Below are 19,365 nucleotides of genomic sequence, written 5' to 3' on the forward strand. Positions count from 1 at the left end.
CTGTCGAAAAACAGCTTTCTTAGTATTAGTTGTTTAGGGTATTTTCAGCCGCTAAGCATGTATTTTCCATCAGCATAGCAATTGTCATTGGTCCTACTCCACCAGGAACTGGAGTGATTTTAGATGCAACTTCTTGTGCAGATGCAAAATCAACGTCGCCACAAAGTTTGTTATTTTCATCACGATTAATACCTACATCGATAACAACTGCGCCTTCTTTAATAAAGTTTGCATCAATCATTTTCGCATGCCCAGTAGCTACCACTAAAATATCCGCTTGTTTTGTAAATGTATGTAAATCTTTCGTTTTGGAATGGCAATACGTTACGGTTGCATCTTTTTGTAATAGCAGTTGTCCCATCGGTTTCCCCACGATGTTACTTCTCCCTATAATAACCGCATGTTTTCCTGCTATTTCTACATCACTGTATTCTAACAGCTTCATTATGCCAAATGGCGTACAGGAAAGAAAAGTTTGTTGGCCAATCATCATTTTACCAACGCTTTCTGGATGAAAACCGTCCACATCCTTAAGAGGAGAGATTGCAGCAATTACACGATCCTCGTCGATTTGTTTTGGTAAAGGTAATTGGACTAAAATACCGTGTATTTTGTTATCATTATTTAATGCCTCTACATGTGCTAGAAGTGCTTCTTCTGAAATATTCTCTTCTAACTCAATCATGACAGAATACATGCCTAGTCTTTCACATGTTTTTGTTTTGTTGTTAACGTAAGTTTGAGAAGCTGGATTATTACCAACCAATACAACCGCTAAACCTGGTGTGACACCTTGGTCTTTTAAACGTTCGACACGTTCTTTTACTTTTTCTGTTACTTGACTTGCGATTTGTTTACCATCAATTATATGATTTGTCACGATTAACGCTCCTTCATTTCAAATAGATTACTGCTCTGTATATTTGGATAATACGCCATTTACGAAACGACTAGATTTTTCGTCACCGAATACTTTGCAAATTTCTAGTGCTTCGTTAATAACTACTTTCGCTGGTGTTTCTTCAGTATATAATAATTCATATACCGCAATACGAAGAACTGTTCGTTCAATTTTAGGTAATCTAGCGAGTGACCAGTTTTCTAACTTGTCTATTAGGGAAGCGTCTATTTCTTCTTTATGATCTATTGTCCCACTGACTAATTGAGTTAAAAATGGATCTTGTTTTTCAGTAATATGGCCAATTGCCTCTTCTATGGAAATTTCGTGATTGTCTAACTGAAATAGTGCTTGCAATGCTAGCTCTCTTGCTTGTCTTCGTTTCATGAATAAGTTCTCCTTTAAATGTAGCTATCTAAAGAACAATAATAGCATATTTCCCTCCAGAATGCGTAGGAGAAGATAGAAAAAATGAAAAGAGCCACCCTGGGATGACTCTTTTCTTAAAAGATAAGAAAGTTTAATCTTTTTTACTCAGTATTGATCTAGCTTCAGCGCCTTGCTCCTGCGCACAGCTCGTCGCAGAAGAACGTTGCTCCTGCGCACAGCTCGTCGCAAACAAAATCGCTTGTGGTGGCTGAGGAACTACCTCCCGGGCCCGCACGAAGCGGGTCATGTCTGCTTTGCCACAGGATGTGGCGTACTTTGCAGACCTACCACATTCACATTTGCCTGTTGGAGGCCTGCAGGATGCAGGTCATGCAGGCGTTGCAACACGATGACGCGAACTTAGACTGTATTCCTCTAACATAGGCGCTTGCACTTTTCCTATTATTCTGCTGTTTCAAATTGCACACCGGTAATATGAACGTTCACTTCTTTAGGTGTAAGGCTCGTCATATTCTCGATTGCCTGACGAATTTGGGACTGTACTTCTCTTGCAACAACTGGAACAGAAGCACCGTATTTTACTAAACAATAGACATCGATAAACAATCCATCACTTGTGATTTCTGTCTTAATCCCTTTACCATGGACTTTTTTTCCTAGTCGTTCTACAACACCCGCAGCAAAATTACCGCGAGTTCCAGCAATTCCTTCTACTTCATTCGTTGCAATACCAGCAATTACTGTAATTACTTCGGGAGCAATTTCTATTGTTCCTAAGTTCTCTTTTCCTTCAGGAGTCATTTGAACAAATTTTTGTTCGGTATTTTCTGTCATTTAGAACACTCCTTTTACGAATTCATCACATCGTATTTTTCTAAAAACTTCGTATCAAAATCTCCAGATACAAACACTTCATGATTCATGAGTTTTTCATGAAAAGCAATTGTTGTTTCTACTCCCTCAATTGCGAACTCGGAAAGTGCACGCTTCATCTTAGCGATTGCTTCTTCTCGCGTTTCCCCGTAAGTAATTAGTTTTGCCACCATGGAATCATAAAATGGCGGAATGTTATAACCTGGGTAAACAGCCGAGTCAACACGAACCCCTAGACCACCAGGTGGTAAGTAAAACTCTACTAATCCTGGGGATGGCATAAAGTTTTTCGCAGGATTTTCCGCATTTATGCGGCATTCAATTGACCAACCGCTCAATTTAATATCACTTTGTTTGTATGCTAATTTTTCACCTGACGCAACGAGTAGCATTTGTTTAATCAAGTCTACACCAGTAATCATTTCCGTAACAGGATGTTCTACTTGAATACGGGTATTCATTTCCATGAAGTAGAATTTTTGATGGATATGATCAAATATAAATTCTACCGTACCCGCACTTTCATAGCCAACCGCAAGTGCTGCTTTTACAGCAGCTTCTCCCATTTCGGCGCGAAGTTCTGCTGATAATGCTGGGGAAGGTGCTTCTTCTACCAGTTTTTGCATACGGCGTTGAATAGAGCAATCTCGTTCTCCAAGATGAATTGCGTTGCCATGTCCATCCGCAAGTACTTGAATTTCTACATGGCGAAAGACTTCAATGTATTTTTCTAAATATACACCTGGATTGCCAAATGCTGCGGCTGCTTCTTTTTGTGTAATTTTAATACCTTTAATAAGGTCTTCTTCGTCTTTTGCTACGCGAATTCCTTTTCCTCCACCGCCAGCTGTTGCTTTAATAATAACAGGGAAGCCAATTTCTCTCGCCACATTTAGTGCCTCTTCTTCTGTTTCCACAATTCCTTTTGAACCTGGAACTGTTGGTACACCTGCTTTTTGCATAGTCTCTTTTGCAACGTCTTTAATCCCCATACTTCTAATTGCCCCAGAAGTTGGTCCGATGAATTTAATATCACATTCTTCACATAGCTCTGCAAATTCTGCGTTTTCTGCTAAAAATCCGTAACCAGGGTGAATACCTTCACAACCAGTAAGTTTCGCTACGCTAATAATATTTGAAAAGTTTAAATATGAATCTTTGGATAATCTTGGTCCGATACAATATGCTTCATCTGCAATTTGGACGTGAAGGGCTTCGCGATCTGCCTCGGAGTATACAGCTACCGTTTCAATCCCTAACTCCTTACACGCACGTATGATTCGAACCGCAATTTCACCACGATTGGCGATTAATACTTTTTTCATTCTTTATACCCCTTTCCTCGTTTATATTTTGACTTAAATTCCTTTTACGAGGAACAACGGTTGACCATATTCAACTAGTTGACCGTCTTTCACGAGAATTTCTACGATTTCACCCTCTACTTCCGCTTCAATTTCGTTAAATAGTTTCATTGCCTCTACGATACAAACGATGGAGTCTGCATTTATTTTACTTCCAACTTGTACATATGCTTCCGTATCCGGGGAAGAAGATTGATAAAAAGTACCAACCATTGGTGAGATAATCTTATGTAGCGAGCTATCCACCGCAACAGGTTTTACTTCCGTTACCACTACTTCCTCTTTCACTTCGCTTACTGGTTGTGTCTGTACTTCCACCATATTCGGTTGTTCCACTACAGTAGAACTTTCAAATGTTTGTCCAAAAGTCGAGACAGTTCCTTTTTCATTCTTCTTTAATTTAATTTTGGTACCATCTGATTCATATAAAAATTCGTCTAATGAGGATTGATCAATCAATTTAATAATTTCTCTGATTTCCTGGATTTTCATGTGACTTATCTCCCTTTTATATACATTATTAATACTTACTCTTCCCATTTTAGACGTTTTTACGATAATTTGAAATAGCTACGAAGGAAATCTTCACGAAAGAATGAAAAAAGCGCCTGCTAGAGGCACTTTTTTATTATAAACCGTTGAATTTTACTTCCACATTATATGCTTGTGGCCATTCTCTTTTTACAGCATAAATAATATCTGAAGCTTTTTTAGTAGATTGTTCGTTCGCAACAACATCTATTAATACATCATTGTCTTCGATGCGTACGAGCGCATCGTCATAACCTAACGATTTAATGATTAGCTCTAACATCGCTTCTGTCGAATCAATTTTTACTAATTCTTCAATTTGGTTAAATGCTTCATCTTTTTGTTCTGCAGTAAAATCATTGGAACCGACTTTAGTTGTTAAAGTTTCACGAAGTTGGCTACGTTTTTCTAGTACTTCCATTCTCATCTCTTCGAATGCATTACTATTAGCCGCAAATGATTCTTCGTTCGTAGAGGATGTTTCCACTAATTCTACATCCTCTAATGTATCATTGGAAAATAAGGCGATTCCATCAAAAGGGGATGGTCGATCTGATAAGTAGAAAACCGTCACTACCGCTGCTAAACTGATTAAAGTTAAAAACCAAACTGATCTCTTTTTTATATTCATATTATTTATCCTCCATTTCCATTTCTTGTATCACTATTCGATGTGGAGCTATTTGCAAAACAGATGAAAGGGTCTTAATCAAATTATTTTGTATGCGTTTATCCCTCGCTCCTTCCGCTACTACTAGTATTCCAATTAGTTCTTCCTTGTCCCCCCTACTGTCACTTGTCCACTGGAAAAATGACATATCACTTTCCGTTGTTTTTTCAGTGTTCTCTTTGTAATGAAAATAAACTTCCACTCGACCAACCCCACTGATTTTCTCCAATATGTAGCCTAAATCTTCTGTTGTTTTGGGAGCTAGTTTTGTATCTTGAGAGTTACTTCCATCATTCCAAAGGAACATTTCCGAAAAAAGTAGACTGATAATAAGAACAACAATGCTAATGACAACAAAACGAAAAGTGGGCTTTTGCTTAAATGATATAATGTTTCACCCTTCTTTTCATGATGGATACAATACTTTATGCAAGACAAACTATTTATATGAAGAGAAAGGACAAGATCCAGAATATTATCGCAATTTTCACGAGAAAGTCTATCCGTTCACTGCCCGAACCTTCCAGTAATATCGAAAGAAGTTCCCCAACTACGACAATCAGTAATAAACCAAACAAAAAATTGGAAACGATTTTACTTATCCTTTCACACTTATGAGTAATTTCGCAAAAAGCATCGTTAAAATAATAGTAAAAAAGAAAGCAAATGCGATTAATACGGAAATAACGGACAACACGAACAATGTCCGTCCAATATCATCTAGTAAACCACTAATATTTCCATCGATAAAAGGATCGAGAATTGCTCCTAATAACCGGTATAAAAAAGCGATTAAGATCGTTTGAATCGTCGGTATCGATACTAAGACTAATACAGAAAACAGCACTGCATTGCCCGTAACAACCGAAGCCGAAGCTGAATAACTTTTCATCGTACTAATACTTTCCGTTAATAGTGATCCAACAAATGGAATATTATTGGAAATTAGTCTTTTTGCCGATTCGTTAACCGCACCACTGACAGACCATGTAAAGACCCCGTTGAGTGTCATAAAAAAACTATACAAAACTAAAATGATAGAGGTAGTCCCAACTAGAGTCATTCGAATGAGATCTGACATTTTAGAAAACGAAGTTGCTGGATGTATCCTAGTAATCACATCAAATATGAACGCAGCCATAATGGAGGGAATTAATACTTTTTCAGCTAATACCGTCGTAAAAGATGCAAATACCATAACCATCGGATTCCACAAAGTGATTAGAAACGCGCCACCAGATAATGCAATTCCTGCTGTTAATAATGGATACATACCTAAAAATAACGTTACTAATTGATTGGAGAGTGCTTGGATCATATCTAACGTTCGAATTGCAGGTTCTAAACAATAAAAACAAATAATCATGATAAACAAAAATTTTAATAGCCGTTTACTAGCTGGAATTAACCATTCTAAACAAACAAATACCAAACCAAACAGTAAAATATACGTAAATGTTTGGATAACTTCTTTGACCGGTTGCAATAATGTCTGTAACATTTCATCCATCATTCATTGTTCATTCCTTCAAGAAAGTAATCCGAGTACGGAAAAAAACTTTTCGAAAAACTGCTTCATATGTTGCATCCAAGCGAGAAGTATGATTGCTTTTGTAGTAAATGTAAACATCGTTGCTAGGCTTGTATATTCATATTCCGAAAGAAGTTCTTCCACAATTTGAGAAATAAAAAGTAATAGTACAGAAAAAAGGAGTAATTTAAATACAGGCATTAGGGCAACTGGAACGATGGAGAAATAGTTCGTTACAAACGGTATAATAAGGGAGAACACTAAATATGTTAAAAAAAGAAAGATATAAATCGTATAGATAATCGAATGTAAACGTGGATATGTTTCTTTCACTAATTCCAGCAAGCAAAATGCTAGGATAATCGTCACATATACAATCATTGGTTAACTCGTCATAAGAAGCCATTCTAAAAATGTGGAAATCTCGTAAAAAAATAATCTTAATAAACGTAACAATTCGATTGTCATATAAATATATCCAACAAAAAACAAGAAAAAAGCAAATTCTTTTTTACCAGTAGATTCAAAAAACAAGTGAAGAATCGCAATCAATAATCCTATACCCGCAACTCGAAGTACATCGTGAAGTTCCACAATGCCTCCCCCTTCCATACGAATAACATATGAACAAACATCTAGGAATATGAAAAAGATTACCGTAAATTGTGAGATTCCCACAATAACCTTTAAGAATACAAGAATGCGAAATTGTCTTTTGAGTGCATCTTTTCTTCATTTTTCAAGCCTGGATTGATTAAATCATCAGCCATATCATTTGAGGGTAATTATTATGAGAAATGGGAAGTGACAAGCAGGCTTTTTCTTTAGGTTAATAAAGGAAAAGATACTTTCATTTCGCAAGGCGGCATCTGAAGATATAATTTCGGAAGCGCTTCGCTTCTTCATTTAGAGTTACTGTTAATTCTTTTTGGCTATCTCATTCAAAGTGTTGAAATTCTCACCAATACTGAAGCATAAATTCCTCCGTTAACTCCGTTTTCCAGCTAAAGTGGTCTTCTTTCCAAATAAACAGTATTAACACTAAAAAAACCTCGATTCAAGGCTTATTATTTGCCGAAACAACAAAATAGCGAGCCTTTTCTCGAAAAAACCGAGGAAAAACTCGCTACTTTTTTATATACATGAAAGCTAATTATGCTTTTATTTTAAGCTCTTGAAACGTATGAACCTTCATCTGTGTTAATGACTAATTTATCACCAACGTTGATGAAAAGTGGAACTGTTACTACTAGGCCAGTTTCTAGTGTTGCTGTCTTAGAACCACCACCAGAAGTGTCTCCTTTAATACCTGGTTCTGTTTCTGTTACTTCAAGTTCAACTGATTTTGGTAGTTCTACACCAAGTGTTTCTCCTTGATATTGAATTACATGAATTTCCATATTTTCGCGCAAGAATTTTAATTCGTACTCGATTTGGTTTTCGTTTAGCTCTAATTGCTCGTAAGAATCTGTGTCCATGAATACATGTTGATCTCCACTTGCATATAAGTATTGCATTTTTTTATTGTCAATTTGTGCTTTTTCTACTTTTTCACCAGCACGGAAAGTTTTTTCATTCACTGATCCGTTACGTAGATTTCTTAATTTTGAACGTACAAATGCTGCACCTTTTCCTGGTTTTACATGTTGGAAATCCAATACTCGGTATAGTACCCCATCTACTACAATTGTTAAGCCTGTTTTAAAATCATTTACTGAAATCATCTATTTCCCTCCAAAATTAAGTTAGTATTAATAGTTCTTTTGTCGAGTGCGTGAGCTTCTCTAAACCATTTTCCGTTACAAGTGCATCATCTTCGATTCGTACACCACCGATATTTGGTAAGTAAATACCTGGTTCAATCGTAATAACCATACCTGGTTCTAATACAATATCCGAACGGAATGATAATCCAGGACCTTCATGCACCTCTAGTCCAATCCCATGACCTAATGAATGCCCAAATGCTTCTCCGTATCCTTTAGAAGCAATATAATCACGTGCAATTGCATCTGCTTCTTTACCTGTCATACCCGGTTTAACCTTTTCTAAAGCAAGTAATTGTGAGTCGAGGACAACTTGGTAAATTTCTTTCAATTGTTCGCTAGGCTCTCCGACTGCAACTGTTCGAGTGGTATCGGAAATATAGCCATTATATATTGCGCCAAAATCTAATGTCACAAATTCGCCTACTTCGATCACTTTATCCGATGCAACACCGTGCGGCAGTGCAGAACGAACTCCCGAAGCAACGATTGTATCAAAAGAAGATGAAGTAGCTCCGCGCTTACGCATGAAAAACTCCAACTCATTGGAGACTTCTAGCTCCGTCATTCCTGGTTTTATGTATGTAACGATATGTTCATAAGCCTCATCCGCAATGCGACAAGCTGCCTTTATTATACTAATCTCTTCGTCCGTCTTTATCAAGCGAATTTTTTCCACTAATCCAGTTAGAGGCACTAAATCAGCTTTGACGGCTTTTTTATACAATTCAAAGCTACTGTATGTCAAATCCTCTTTTTCAAATCCAAGCGATTGAATGCCCATCCCAGTGACTTGGTTTGCGACTTCTTCGATTAATGTCTTCTCATGTTTAACAATGCGGAAATCTTTAATCTGGCTTGCCGCTTGTTCGGTGTAACGAAAATCAGTGATAAAAACTGCATCGTTTTTGGAAACAATGGCAACACCAGCCGTTCCAGTAAATCCTGTCATATATCGTCTATTGAATCCATTTGTAATTAATAAAGCGTCAATCCCTTTTTCTTCTAACGCTGTACGCAATTTCGCAAGTTTCATTATTAGCCCTCATCTCATTTTCTAAATAACTACTGCTTTTTATTTTATCATACGAAATAAGGATGGTAAATTTTCATTTACTTAATGGTTTATCTTGCGCTTGGAAAATGGCTGATTCCATCAAAAAACGGGTAGCCAGGATAATAATACAAATAAATGGAATGGACATTTTTTTGATTGTTTTTTCGATTGAACTAGCATCTAGAATAATCCATTCAAGAGCAAATGCTATTAACAGCCCTATTGCTAGACTCGTAATAGCTACAGGGATTTTCATAAACAGCAAACTGATATAGTATAAAACGATGCTGGCAGCCCATACGATGATGAATAATATACCCCATTTAATAAATACATTGCTATCCTTTAAAGATTGAAAATTATCGGCAAACCCAACTGGATCCCATTTTATAAAATGAAAAAAATCTAATATCTTTAACATGATTAATATAACCACTGTTGCTGCTATACTAGTACTTATTACTAAACTTTTCATGTAAATCTCCTTACTTTTTTTACTCTAGTGTAGGCTTTGAAAGTATTATTTAAACAACATAATTAAAGTGTATTTTAAGTGTATGTATGTTGGATTTATCTAGGAGCTACCCCAAAGGATAGCCTGTGCAATTTAGGGATAATGAGTAACAATTAGCTTCCGCTAGGATTTCCGCTGCAGGGCGGACGCTTTCCGCGGGGGGAGCGATGAGCCATCACCGTCGCTATCGCGATCGTTGTGATGTCTCATCTGTCTCACTTATCCCGCTGGAGTCGCCGCCCTTCCGCTCCAATCAACGAGAATATAATGCTAATTTAGCGTCTGCAGTTATCAGAGAATTAAATTTATCAGTTCAACTTTGCAATATTTATTAATCCTAATTAGAAAATGCTGTCTCCAAATAAATGGAGCATTTATTAGGATAAAGCTCGTTTCAATCAACTATTTATTAGTTGGTTTTAGCGATCGTTACCGATAAGTAGGCAATTTCCTTTGGTTAAAGCGCAAGGAGGCGACTCCAGCGGGAATAGCAGATGTTTTCTGCACCGAAAGCGAAGCGCAGGTGCATGAGCTGAAGACCCTCGACTGAGCGCAGCGAAATTAATTTTTCGACAGCTTTGCGCAGGAGCAAGAGGAAAGCGGCAGAAGCCATACCCGCGGAAAGCGTCCGCCTGGAGCGGAGATACTAGTGGTCACTTAATAGAGCCTCTTTATTAGGCATTATTCCTAAATAGAGGCATTCCTTATTCAGTTGAGTGAAATGCATAAAAAAACACAAACGGACGAATTGGATTCATCTGTTTGTGCTTTTATTTATTATTCTATTATAAACCACATTTTAACTGTGCATTACAGTTTGTACATGTGTTACAGCCACCCATCTCTTCTACTGTTCCTTTTCGGCAAACCGGGCATGTATTCCCTACCTCAGATCCGATTGTTACATTCGTCGAACGTAAATCTTGGATTGTATCGATTAAGACGATTGGACGTTTTTCGAATACTTTTTCTTCCTGTTGCTCATGGTCATCTAATGTATTTTCCTCTGCTTTTAGCGTTAATACTTGAGCATCTCGACTTCCGTCAACGTATACAGTACCACCTTTTGCACCACCATTGTATAACCGTTCATAAACAGCTTCTACTTGCTCTACTGTGTAGCCGCGAGGAGCATTTACCGTTTTTGAAATCGAGCTATCGATCCAACGTTGGATTATGCATTGAACGTCTGCATGCGCTTCAGGAGGTAATTCCATTGCTGTCACAAACCAATTAGGAAGATTTTCTTCTTCGACTGCATCATTGTTAGCCAAATATTCTTGTACAATATCTGCTTTTACTTCTATGAATTTACCTAGTCTCCCACTTCTATAATAAGTGAAAGAATAATAAGGCTCGAGACCTGTTGAAACACCAACCATTGTTCCAGTAGATCCAGTAGGCGCTACTGTTAATAAGTGTGAGTTACGGATGCCGGTTTCTAGAATAGTATTTCTGATTTCTTTTGGCATGGATTGCATAAATCCTGTTTCTGTAAATGCTTTTCGCAAACGATTTGTTTCTTCTTCATTTTCCCCAGTCAAGAATGGGAAGCTACCTCGTTCTTTTGCTAGCTCTGCAGAAGTTTCATATGCTGCGATAGCGATTGTTTTAAAAATCTCATCTACTAAAATGTTTCCTTCTTCAGAACCATATTCTTTTTCGCAATAAATAAGAAGATCTGCTAATCCCATGACACCTAGACCTACACGTCGCTCACCTAAAGCTTGTACTTTATTTTCTTCTAAGAAATAAGGAGTTGCATCAATAACATTATCTTGCATACGTACTCCGACACGCACTGTTTCTTTTAATGCTTCATAATTTACTGTTTTGGTTTCTTTGTTTGCAAATTCAGCTAAGTTCACTGCTGCCAAATTACATACTGAATACGGCGCTAATGGTTGCTCACCACATGGATTAGTTGCAACAACTTTTTGTCCATATGCTTTTGCATTTGTTTGTTCATTCGCATTATCGATAAAGAAAACACCAGGCTCTGCTGAGTACGTCGCACAAATATTAATAAGGTTCCAAAGCTCTTTTGCTTTTACTGTACGATATGTCCTTACTTCATAGCCCATTTTCTCCCACTCACGAACATCGCCAATTGTATGCCAATTTTCGTTGTAGAATGCCATTTCCACTTCTGTATATGATTCAGTCGCAGGGAATCGAAGGTCAAAATCTTCGTCATTTTCTACCGCTTTCATGAAGTCATCTGTTAGCGTAACAGAAATATTCGCACCTGTTAAAAATTCAGGATTATGGACAGTGTATGTTCCACCGTCACGAAGTTTTGTATCCGCATCACGAATAATTTCGTTGCTGAATCCTCCAAGACCTGGAATTGCTTTATAATTGATAATTCCTTGATACATTGCTTCTTCTTGTAATGTTAAAGGTTTGAATTTAAGCTTGTCCTTCGCAAGTTGTTTAATCGTTTCGTCGTTTGTATTTTCAATTAAAAAACGTAAAATTCGTGGGTTTTGCATTTTTGAAATAATAAATTCTGCAATATCCGGATGCCAGTCTGCTAGCATTATCATTTGTGCTCCACGTCTGGAACCACCTTGTTCAACAAGATGAGTCAGTTTTGCAATATCATCTAACCAAGAAACTGAACCGGAAGATTTTCCATTTACACCGCGTGCAAGAGTGTTACGAGGGCGAAGTGTCGATCCGTTTGTACCAACTCCACCGCCACGGCTCATAATCTCCATTACTTGTTTACGATGATCGCTAATTCCTTCACGGGAATCAGCTACAAAAGGCATTACGTAACAGTTAAAATATGTTACATCAGTGCCCGTACCTGCTCCGTATAATACTCGTCCAGCAGGGATGAATTTTAATGAAACTAATTGTTGATAGAACTTTTCGAACCACTCTGCTTTTTTTTCTTCTGTTTTTTCAACAGAGGCAAGTCCCGTTGCATTTCGCTTTGCAATTTGCTCGTAGAAAACTTCTAAAGGTTTTTCGATTACGTTAAGAGGTCTGCTTACGGTACCAGCTGCAACTTGATTGCTATCGTCAATAGCACTTCGGTAATCTTCTTCTATCAATACTTCTGCTGTTTTAGTTTCTTGATTAATCGACACAATATGCCCTAATCCTCGCGCAGGAAATTTCGGATCATCCTTTACCGTTAAAACGACAAAATCCCCTACTTTAAGTGTTTTTTTCTCCGTATCTTTAAAAGAGTAACGGTCAATCATAACTAGTCTGGATACACCTTTATGTGTCAATTTCATGTCGTCAGTAATTGGGTGTACTTGTGGAAATAGTTCAATATCCTTGTTTAACTGTTCAATGTTAATGGTTGCATTTTTATTCTGAGATGCTAATACCATCATATTGCCTCCCTTTTCCAAAAAATAAAACACACCATATAGTGTGTCGTTGTTTATAAAACAATACTATATGTTGTGTTATTTTGCAAATGAACCTTTTTATTTCAAATGCACTCATATCAGTAGTCAATGGACTTAATGACTAAAAAAAATAAATTATTTTTTAAAATTCCATGCATCATTAGCATATCTCTTCATTTCTAGCTCTTTTACATACCTTTCTTGCTCTTCCGTTAACGAAAATTCAACCAATTCAATTTGTAAAGCTTCTTCAAAACCTTTTTTAAATGCTACCTTACATTCGTCGATTGTTATCGGTTTTTGGCTAATTTTGTTGATGGAAACTGCTTTTTTCGATAAACTCGCTTTTACTCTTTCCCTCAATTCATTGGAAGAAAACTTAAATGTTTGAATTAACTTATCTTCATCTAAATCCAGTAAAATAGCTCCGTGTTGCAAAATGACACCTTTTTGCCTTGTTTGTGCACTACCAGCCACTTTTCTTCCCTCTACTACAAGCTCGTACCAACTTGGAGCATCGAAACAAACCGCAGATTTTGGCTTTTTTAAATCCTGTCTTTTTTGTTCCGTGTCTGGAACTGAAAAATAAGCATCTAAACCAAGATTTTGAAAGCCAAGTAACAAACCTTCACTTATAACTCGGTAAGCTTCCGTTACAGTAGCAGGCATATTAGGATAACTTTCTGTCACAATCACGCTATATGTAAGTTCATGTTCATGGAGTACGCCTCTTCCACCGGTAGGTCTTCGAACAAATCCTAAGCCTAATTTTTCTATAGCATCCATGTCAATTTCTTTCTCGACAGATTGGAAATAGCCAATCGATAAAGTAGCAGGATTCCACTCATAAAATCGAACGATCGGTGGGATAAGCCCCTCGCTATGCCAATCTAGCAGTGCTTCATCGAGTGCCATATTATAAGATGGACTACAGGGTCCAGAATTAATAAAATACCATTTTGTCTTCTCCACTCAAGTCTCCCCCTTCACAACGATATTCATTTTATCAAATAGATTGAATTGTATCTAGTGAATCTTTTATAATAGATAAGGAACATAGAAAGGGGAAAGACCGTGTCTAATACTTTATACTTTTTAATCGCAGTAATTGTCGTGTTAATAGTTTATGCTATTGTTCAAGCACTCCGATTAAAAAAAGCAGTTACAAACCTTACGCAAGAACAATTTATAACGGGTTATCGTAAAGCCCAACTTATTGACGTGAGAGAACCAAAAGAGTTTGATGCTGGGCATATTCTAGGAGCAAGAAATATTCCTTCGTCACAACTTCGACAACGTTATAAAGAAATTCGTCCAGATAAGCCTGTTTATTTATATTGCCAAAGCAGTGCAAGAAGTGCTCGTGCAGCAATGTTCTTAAAGAAAAAAGGCTACACGGATTTAAATCAACTTCAAGGTGGCTTCAAAACTTGGACTGGTAAGATTAAAACGAAATAATTTTACAAGTGCTCTTTGTAAAATGGACTAAGATCTTGAGTCTAGATATACATAAAGGTTCTTCTTTTTTAAGAGGAACCTTTTTCTATAATCATTTCGATAATGGAGGTATTAGATGCAAAAACATGTTTTATTTTCACACAATGAAGATTTCAGACAAACACATCCTAATTACGAGGATTTTGCCATCGTGTCCAAACGAATTATTCATATGTTAAAAGAGCGTAAGTACGCTAATTGGCAAACGATCGACATAGGGGAATCTATTTTACAGTTGGACGGAAACTTATTAGAAATGATGGAAAATAATCTAGTTTCATATGAAGTTTTAGCATCTATATTCGAAACAAGGGCACAAAGTAAAATTACAAGTAGATCACAATTATCGGTCGAAAGTAAGCTAGAGATTGCCGATACTTTTGAAAATAACTTAATCTTTTTCCCTGAACATGACGTTGCAATGACATTTTCTTTTAACTATTCTGGTGGTAACACTTGGCCTGAATACTTTTTCTTTTCAACTTCGGCTGAAACAGCGCTAGTATTCTTGCAAGAAATCAATGAAAAAATGCGTCAACTGCTTATGCAGTCCGTTACCTATTTGGTAGATACTGAGCATGGAGTGCAACGCAGAAAATATGGCGAGCAAGCTGCGGTAAGTCGTGATGATGTATTATTATCTGAAAGTATTAAACAAGATATTTTTCGGTCAATTGATGAGTTCTTTAGAGAGGATGGTCACTTTTTCAAAGATTATGGTCTACCATATAAGCGCGGAATATTACTATACGGATCACCTGGTAATGGTAAAACGACTTTAGTTAAATCGATTACTGGTTCTACCAAGGCACCTGTTGTCTATTGGCAAATTACAGAATTCACTGGTAGTCATTCTGTGCAAGAAGTATTCGGTATTGTCACTCGGTTAGCTCCGGCAATATTAGTAATTGAGGATATTGATTCTATGCCAGAATACACTCGTTCCGTCTTTTTAAACACATTAGACGGCGCCCAATCAAGAGAAGGGTTATTTATCATCGGGACAACAAACTACCCGCAAAAAATCGATCCTGCGCTTATTAATCGTGCTGGTCGTTTTGATCGAGCTTACGAAATCCCTTCTCCTTCCGAAAAAGTACGGGAAAACTATTTGCGCAAACTGGATATTAAGCATATTTTCACAGATGAACAATTTGCAGACATGGCGAAACGTTCGAAAGGATTGTCTATGTCTCAATTGAACGAGCTTTATATGTCTGTTGCTCTGAATTGGCATTACGACGGAGAGCTCGCTTACGAAAAGAGAATCGAGGAACTTATTAAGCAAAACAAACGATCAATGAAAAACGATTGGGAAAAAGACGAATCATCGATTGGATTTTAAACATATCATTTACAAATCTAAAAAGGATCCGCAATTTGGATCCTTTTTAATTATATAGATTATTATTTCCTGAAACTTCCCACTCCTCTTTTCGTATAACGATTAACATAATGTTTGATCGTGAAACCATTTCAATGAGGGGGATCATTTTGGTACTAAGAGATCGTAAGGATTTGTTTTGGATTTTTGCACTTCTTCTATTAATAATTGCACCATTTGTTTGCATATTTACCCCGCTAATTACGTCAGTTACATTTTATAGCGGTCCTGGATCGATTGTTTTTATCCCACTAAGCACGACTTTTTGGATGCTTTTCTTCGCATTTGCTTTTGCTATTGGACTACTTTGTGCGTCCTATTTTTCAAAATCCATTCGTTTAAAAGTCATAACGGTTGTTATCGCAGCAATTGGATTTATAATCATTTTTACGTTTGGTGTTCAAAATTATGTCTATCTACATGAAGACAAAATAGTTTTTAATCCACTATTTGGAAATAAAGTAGAACATGAATGGAGAGACCTTGCAAAAGTGGTCCATGAATTAGAGGAACCAAAAAAGAAACAAGACGAAAAATATATTTTTGAATTTACAGATGGGTATGCATTTGAATTTCCTGTATCCGGTGTTGTTAATGGATCAGTGAAAAGTGTAATTTATCAAAAAACAAGGACCTACGAAATACAATTTGAAGAATATTAAAAGTGCGGTCCCAATTAGGACCGCACTTTTTTATTATGCTTTTGTATAACGTAGCACTGGTTTACGAGCAGCTTTTGTTTCGTCTAAACGATTAATAACTGTAGTATGTGGTGCATTTTGAACGATTTCTGGATTGTCTTGTACTTCTTTTGCAATTTGAATTAATGCATCACAGAATGCGTCTAATGTTTCTTTTGACTCTGTCTCTGTTGGTTCGATCATCATGCCTTCTTCTACATTTAGTGGGAAGTAGATTGTTGGTGGATGATATCCAAAGTCAAGAAGACGTTTTGCCATATCTAAAGTACGTACGCCTAGTTTCTTTTGACGGCGACCACTCAATACGAATTCATGCTTACAATGACGGTTGTATGGAAGATCAAAATGCTCTTCTAAACGTCTCATCATATAGTTTGCATTTAACACAGCATACTCAGTTACAGCCTTTAGACCATCTGGACCCATAGAGCGGATATATGTGTATGCACGAACATTAATACCAAAGTTTCCGTAGAAAGGTTTTACACGACCAATCGCTTGCGGACGGTTATAGTCAAATGTATATTTATCGTCTTCTTTAACAAGTACCGGGCTTGGTAAAAATGGAATTAGGTCAGCTTTTACTCCTACTGGACCTGAACCTGGACCACCGCCGCCGTGAGGACCTGTAAATGTTTTATGCAAGTTTAAGTGAACACAGTCAAAGCCCATGTCTCCAGGACGTGCTTTTGACATAACAGCGTTTAAGTTAGCTCCATCATAGTATAGTTTACCACCAACACCATGGATGATTTCTGCTAATTCTAAAATGCTTTCTTCGAATAAACCTAATGTATTTGGGTTAGTTAGCATTAGAGCAGCTGTATCAGGACCAGCAACCCGACGTAAGTCTTCTAAATCTACTAATCCATTCTCATCCGATTTTACAGTGATTGTTTCAAAGCCTGCTACTGTTGCAGATGCAGGGTTTGTTCCATGAGCAGAGTCAGGAACAATTACTTTTGTTCGATGCGAATCACCATTTGCTTCATGGAATGCACGAATCATCATTAGAGCAGTCCATTCGCCGTGTGCCCCAGCTGCGGGTTGAAGTGTCACTTCGTCCATACCCGTGATTTCAATCAGATGTTCTTGGAGATCATACATTAGCTCCATCGCACCTTGAACAGAAGATTCATCTTGTAATGGATGAATGTTTGCGAACCCTGGGAAACGTGCAACCGACTCATTTACTTTTGGATTGTACTTCATCGTACATGATCCAAGTGGATAAAATCCTGTGTCAACACCATGGTTACGGTTTGATAGCGCTGTATAATGACGCATAATATCTAGCTCTGACACTTCTGGTAATTCTGCCTCTTCAACGCGAAGCATTCCTTGTGGTAATAATGATGCTACATCTACTTCAGGAACATCGAGTTCAGGTAGGTTATACCCTACACGACCTTCTCTCGTCAATTCAAAAATTAGTGGTTGGTTATCCTTATGCATGAAGAGCCCCCATTTCTTGCACGAGTGCATCTATTTCTTCTTTTGTACGTTGCTCAGTTACAGCAATTAATACGTGATTTTTAAGGTCGGAGTTCACTCTACCTAGATCAAATCCTCCGATAATCCCTTTTTCTAGAAGTACTTTGTTTCCATCAGCAACAGAACCGTTTACTTTAACAACAATTTCGTTGAAATGTGCACCTTGGAAAGGTACTTCAAAGCCAGCTTTTTCAAAAGCGTGTTTTGCGTAATGTGTTTTCGAGATATTTTGAATCGCTATTTCTTTTACACCTTTTTTCCCAAGTGCCGTCATTGCAACAGAAGCTGCAAGAGCATTTAACGCTTGGTTCGAACAGATGTTAGAAGTTGCTTTATCACGACGGATATGTTGCTCGCGAGCTTGTAATGTTAACACAAATCCACGACGACCATCTTCATCCGTTGTCTCTCCAACCAAACGACCAGGAACTTTACGCATCAGCTTAGAATTTACTGCAAAGAAACCACAGTGAGGTCCACCGAATGCTTCCGCGATACCAAATGGTTGTGCATCACCAACTGTAATATCCGCTCCAAATTTACCTGGTGGCGTTAATGCTCCAAGTGCAAGTGGGTTTGCAGAGACAACGAATAATGCTTTTTGTGTATGTGTTAGTTGTTCCACTTTTGCTAAATCCTCAATTTGTCCGAAGAAATTTGGATACTGAACTAAAACAGCTGCTGTTTCTTCATCAACTAATTCTTCTAATTTCGATAAATCAGTTAAGCCATCTTTTGTTGGTACAGTTACAACTTGAACATTTTGTCCTTTTGCATACATTTTCACAACATCAATATATTCAGGATGAACCGCTTCAGAAACAACTAATTTTTTTCGACGAGTATGCCCCGCAGCTAAGTTACCGGCTTCAGCAAGCGCAGTACCGCCGTCATACATAGAAGAGTTTGCAATATCCATTCCAGTTAATTCACAAATCATTGTTTGGAATTCAAAAATAGCTTGTAATTCCCCTTGTGAAATTTCTGGTTGATACGGAGTATATGCTGTATAAAATTCAGAGCGAGAGATAACATGATCTACAATAATTGGCTTGAAATGATCATACACTCCAGCACCAAGGAAAGAAGCGTATTTTTTGCTGTCAGCATTTTTTTCAGCAAGATTTGCTAATTCTTTCAGTAATGCGGATTCTGCTTTCGCAGGTTTAATATTGTACTCGCCTTTAAAACGTACTTTTTCCGGAATGTCTGCAAACAATTCATCAATAGAAGAAATGCCGATTACATCTAACATTTCTTTTTGATCTTGCTCAGTCATTGGTAAATAACGATGCTTCATCAATGGACAACCTCTTTCTTG

Annotated in this window: 20 protein-coding genes; 3 read left to right on the top strand and 17 right to left on the bottom strand. The window is 37.3% G+C overall.

Features of this window, described 5'->3' with window-relative positions; all coding sequences use genetic code 11:
* Window positions 1-25: 25 nt before the first annotated feature.
* From folD to BMZ04_RS04180, 15 genes are all read right to left on the bottom strand, one after another.
* Window positions 26-880, bottom strand: a complete 855-nt coding sequence (folD, locus tag BMZ04_RS04110; RefSeq protein ID WP_093265761.1) for a bifunctional methylenetetrahydrofolate dehydrogenase/methenyltetrahydrofolate cyclohydrolase FolD — start codon at window positions 878-880, stop codon at window positions 26-28.
* 27 nt (window positions 881-907) lie between these two features.
* Window positions 908-1,285: a transcription antitermination factor NusB gene (nusB, locus tag BMZ04_RS04115; protein WP_093265764.1), complete on the bottom strand. Its 378-nt coding sequence runs from the start codon at window positions 1,283-1,285 to the stop codon at window positions 908-910.
* Window positions 1,286-1,729: 444 nt separating this feature from the next.
* Window positions 1,730-2,122, bottom strand: coding sequence for an Asp23/Gls24 family envelope stress response protein (locus BMZ04_RS04120; RefSeq protein WP_093265767.1), 393 nt, complete (start codon window positions 2,120-2,122; stop codon window positions 1,730-1,732).
* Window positions 2,123-2,136: 14 nt separating this feature from the next.
* A complete protein-coding gene (gene accC / locus BMZ04_RS04125; protein ID WP_093265770.1) occupies window positions 2,137-3,486 on the bottom strand; it encodes an acetyl-CoA carboxylase biotin carboxylase subunit in 1,350 nt (449 codons plus the stop codon).
* Window positions 3,487-3,519: 33 nt separating this feature from the next.
* Entirely contained in the window at window positions 3,520-4,017 is a 498-nt protein-coding gene (gene accB, locus BMZ04_RS04130) for an acetyl-CoA carboxylase biotin carboxyl carrier protein (protein ID WP_093265773.1), read from the bottom strand.
* A gap of 136 nt (window positions 4,018-4,153) precedes the next feature.
* Window positions 4,154-4,687, bottom strand: a complete 534-nt coding sequence (locus BMZ04_RS04135) for a SpoIIIAH-like family protein (protein WP_093265776.1) — start codon at window positions 4,685-4,687, stop codon at window positions 4,154-4,156.
* A gap of 1 nt (window position 4,688) precedes the next feature.
* Window positions 4,689-5,033 (bottom strand): hypothetical protein, encoded by a 345-nt coding sequence (locus BMZ04_RS04140; protein ID WP_143128269.1) that lies wholly within the window; start codon window positions 5,031-5,033, stop codon window positions 4,689-4,691.
* Between the two features lie 291 nt (window positions 5,034-5,324).
* Window positions 5,325-6,227 (bottom strand): stage III sporulation protein AE, encoded by a 903-nt coding sequence (locus BMZ04_RS04145; protein ID WP_218145514.1) that lies wholly within the window; start codon window positions 6,225-6,227, stop codon window positions 5,325-5,327.
* A 27-nt stretch (window positions 6,228-6,254) separates the two neighbouring features.
* Entirely contained in the window at window positions 6,255-6,638 is a 384-nt protein-coding gene (locus BMZ04_RS04150; RefSeq protein WP_093265784.1) for a hypothetical protein, read from the bottom strand.
* A 3-nt stretch (window positions 6,639-6,641) separates the two neighbouring features.
* On the bottom strand, window positions 6,642-6,851 hold the full coding sequence (locus BMZ04_RS04155; RefSeq protein ID WP_093265786.1) for a SpoIIIAC/SpoIIIAD family protein: 210 nt from the start codon (window positions 6,849-6,851) through the stop codon (window positions 6,642-6,644).
* Window positions 6,852-7,423: 572 nt separating this feature from the next.
* The gene (efp, locus tag BMZ04_RS04160; protein WP_093265788.1) at window positions 7,424-7,981 is read right to left on the bottom strand and encodes an elongation factor P; all 558 of its coding nucleotides are present in this window, start codon (window positions 7,979-7,981) and stop codon (window positions 7,424-7,426) included.
* A 16-nt stretch (window positions 7,982-7,997) separates the two neighbouring features.
* Entirely contained in the window at window positions 7,998-9,062 is a 1,065-nt protein-coding gene (locus BMZ04_RS04165; RefSeq protein WP_093265789.1) for a M24 family metallopeptidase, read from the bottom strand.
* A gap of 70 nt (window positions 9,063-9,132) precedes the next feature.
* Window positions 9,133-9,555 carry a hypothetical protein gene (locus tag BMZ04_RS04170; RefSeq protein WP_093265792.1) on the bottom strand — a complete coding sequence of 141 codons (423 nt, stop codon included), beginning with the start codon at window positions 9,553-9,555 and terminating at the stop codon, window positions 9,133-9,135.
* 824 nt (window positions 9,556-10,379) lie between these two features.
* On the bottom strand, window positions 10,380-12,947 hold the full coding sequence (locus tag BMZ04_RS04175) for a vitamin B12-dependent ribonucleotide reductase (protein WP_093265795.1): 2,568 nt from the start codon (window positions 12,945-12,947) through the stop codon (window positions 10,380-10,382).
* Between the two features lie 156 nt (window positions 12,948-13,103).
* Window positions 13,104-13,940 carry a lipoate--protein ligase family protein gene (locus tag BMZ04_RS04180; protein WP_093265797.1) on the bottom strand — a complete coding sequence of 279 codons (837 nt, stop codon included), beginning with the start codon at window positions 13,938-13,940 and terminating at the stop codon, window positions 13,104-13,106.
* 126 nt (window positions 13,941-14,066) lie between these two features.
* Between BMZ04_RS04180 and BMZ04_RS04185 the strand changes: the two genes are divergently transcribed.
* From BMZ04_RS04185 to BMZ04_RS04195, 3 genes are all read left to right on the top strand, one after another.
* On the top strand, window positions 14,067-14,426 hold the full coding sequence (locus tag BMZ04_RS04185) for a rhodanese-like domain-containing protein (protein ID WP_369802632.1): 360 nt from the start codon (window positions 14,067-14,069) through the stop codon (window positions 14,424-14,426).
* A gap of 115 nt (window positions 14,427-14,541) precedes the next feature.
* A complete protein-coding gene (locus BMZ04_RS04190) occupies window positions 14,542-15,810 on the top strand; it encodes an AAA family ATPase (protein ID WP_093265803.1) in 1,269 nt (422 codons plus the stop codon).
* A 149-nt stretch (window positions 15,811-15,959) separates the two neighbouring features.
* Window positions 15,960-16,511: a hypothetical protein gene (locus tag BMZ04_RS04195; RefSeq protein ID WP_093265806.1), complete on the top strand. Its 552-nt coding sequence runs from the start codon at window positions 15,960-15,962 to the stop codon at window positions 16,509-16,511.
* Window positions 16,512-16,544: 33 nt separating this feature from the next.
* Here BMZ04_RS04195 and gcvPB read toward each other — a convergent pair whose 3' ends face one another.
* Both gcvPB and gcvPA read right to left on the bottom strand, forming a co-directional pair.
* Window positions 16,545-18,005: an aminomethyl-transferring glycine dehydrogenase subunit GcvPB gene (gcvPB, locus tag BMZ04_RS04200; protein ID WP_093265809.1), complete on the bottom strand. Its 1,461-nt coding sequence runs from the start codon at window positions 18,003-18,005 to the stop codon at window positions 16,545-16,547.
* Window positions 17,998-19,344 carry an aminomethyl-transferring glycine dehydrogenase subunit GcvPA gene (gene gcvPA, locus BMZ04_RS04205; RefSeq protein WP_093265812.1) on the bottom strand — a complete coding sequence of 449 codons (1,347 nt, stop codon included), beginning with the start codon at window positions 19,342-19,344 and terminating at the stop codon, window positions 17,998-18,000. Before gcvPA ends, gcvPB begins: the two co-directional genes overlap by 8 nt.
* Between the last annotated feature and the right edge of the window lie 21 nt (window positions 19,345-19,365).

It is taken from the genome of Psychrobacillus sp. OK032, from assembly GCF_900111345.1.
GTDB lineage: Bacteria > Bacillota > Bacilli > Bacillales_A > Planococcaceae > Psychrobacillus.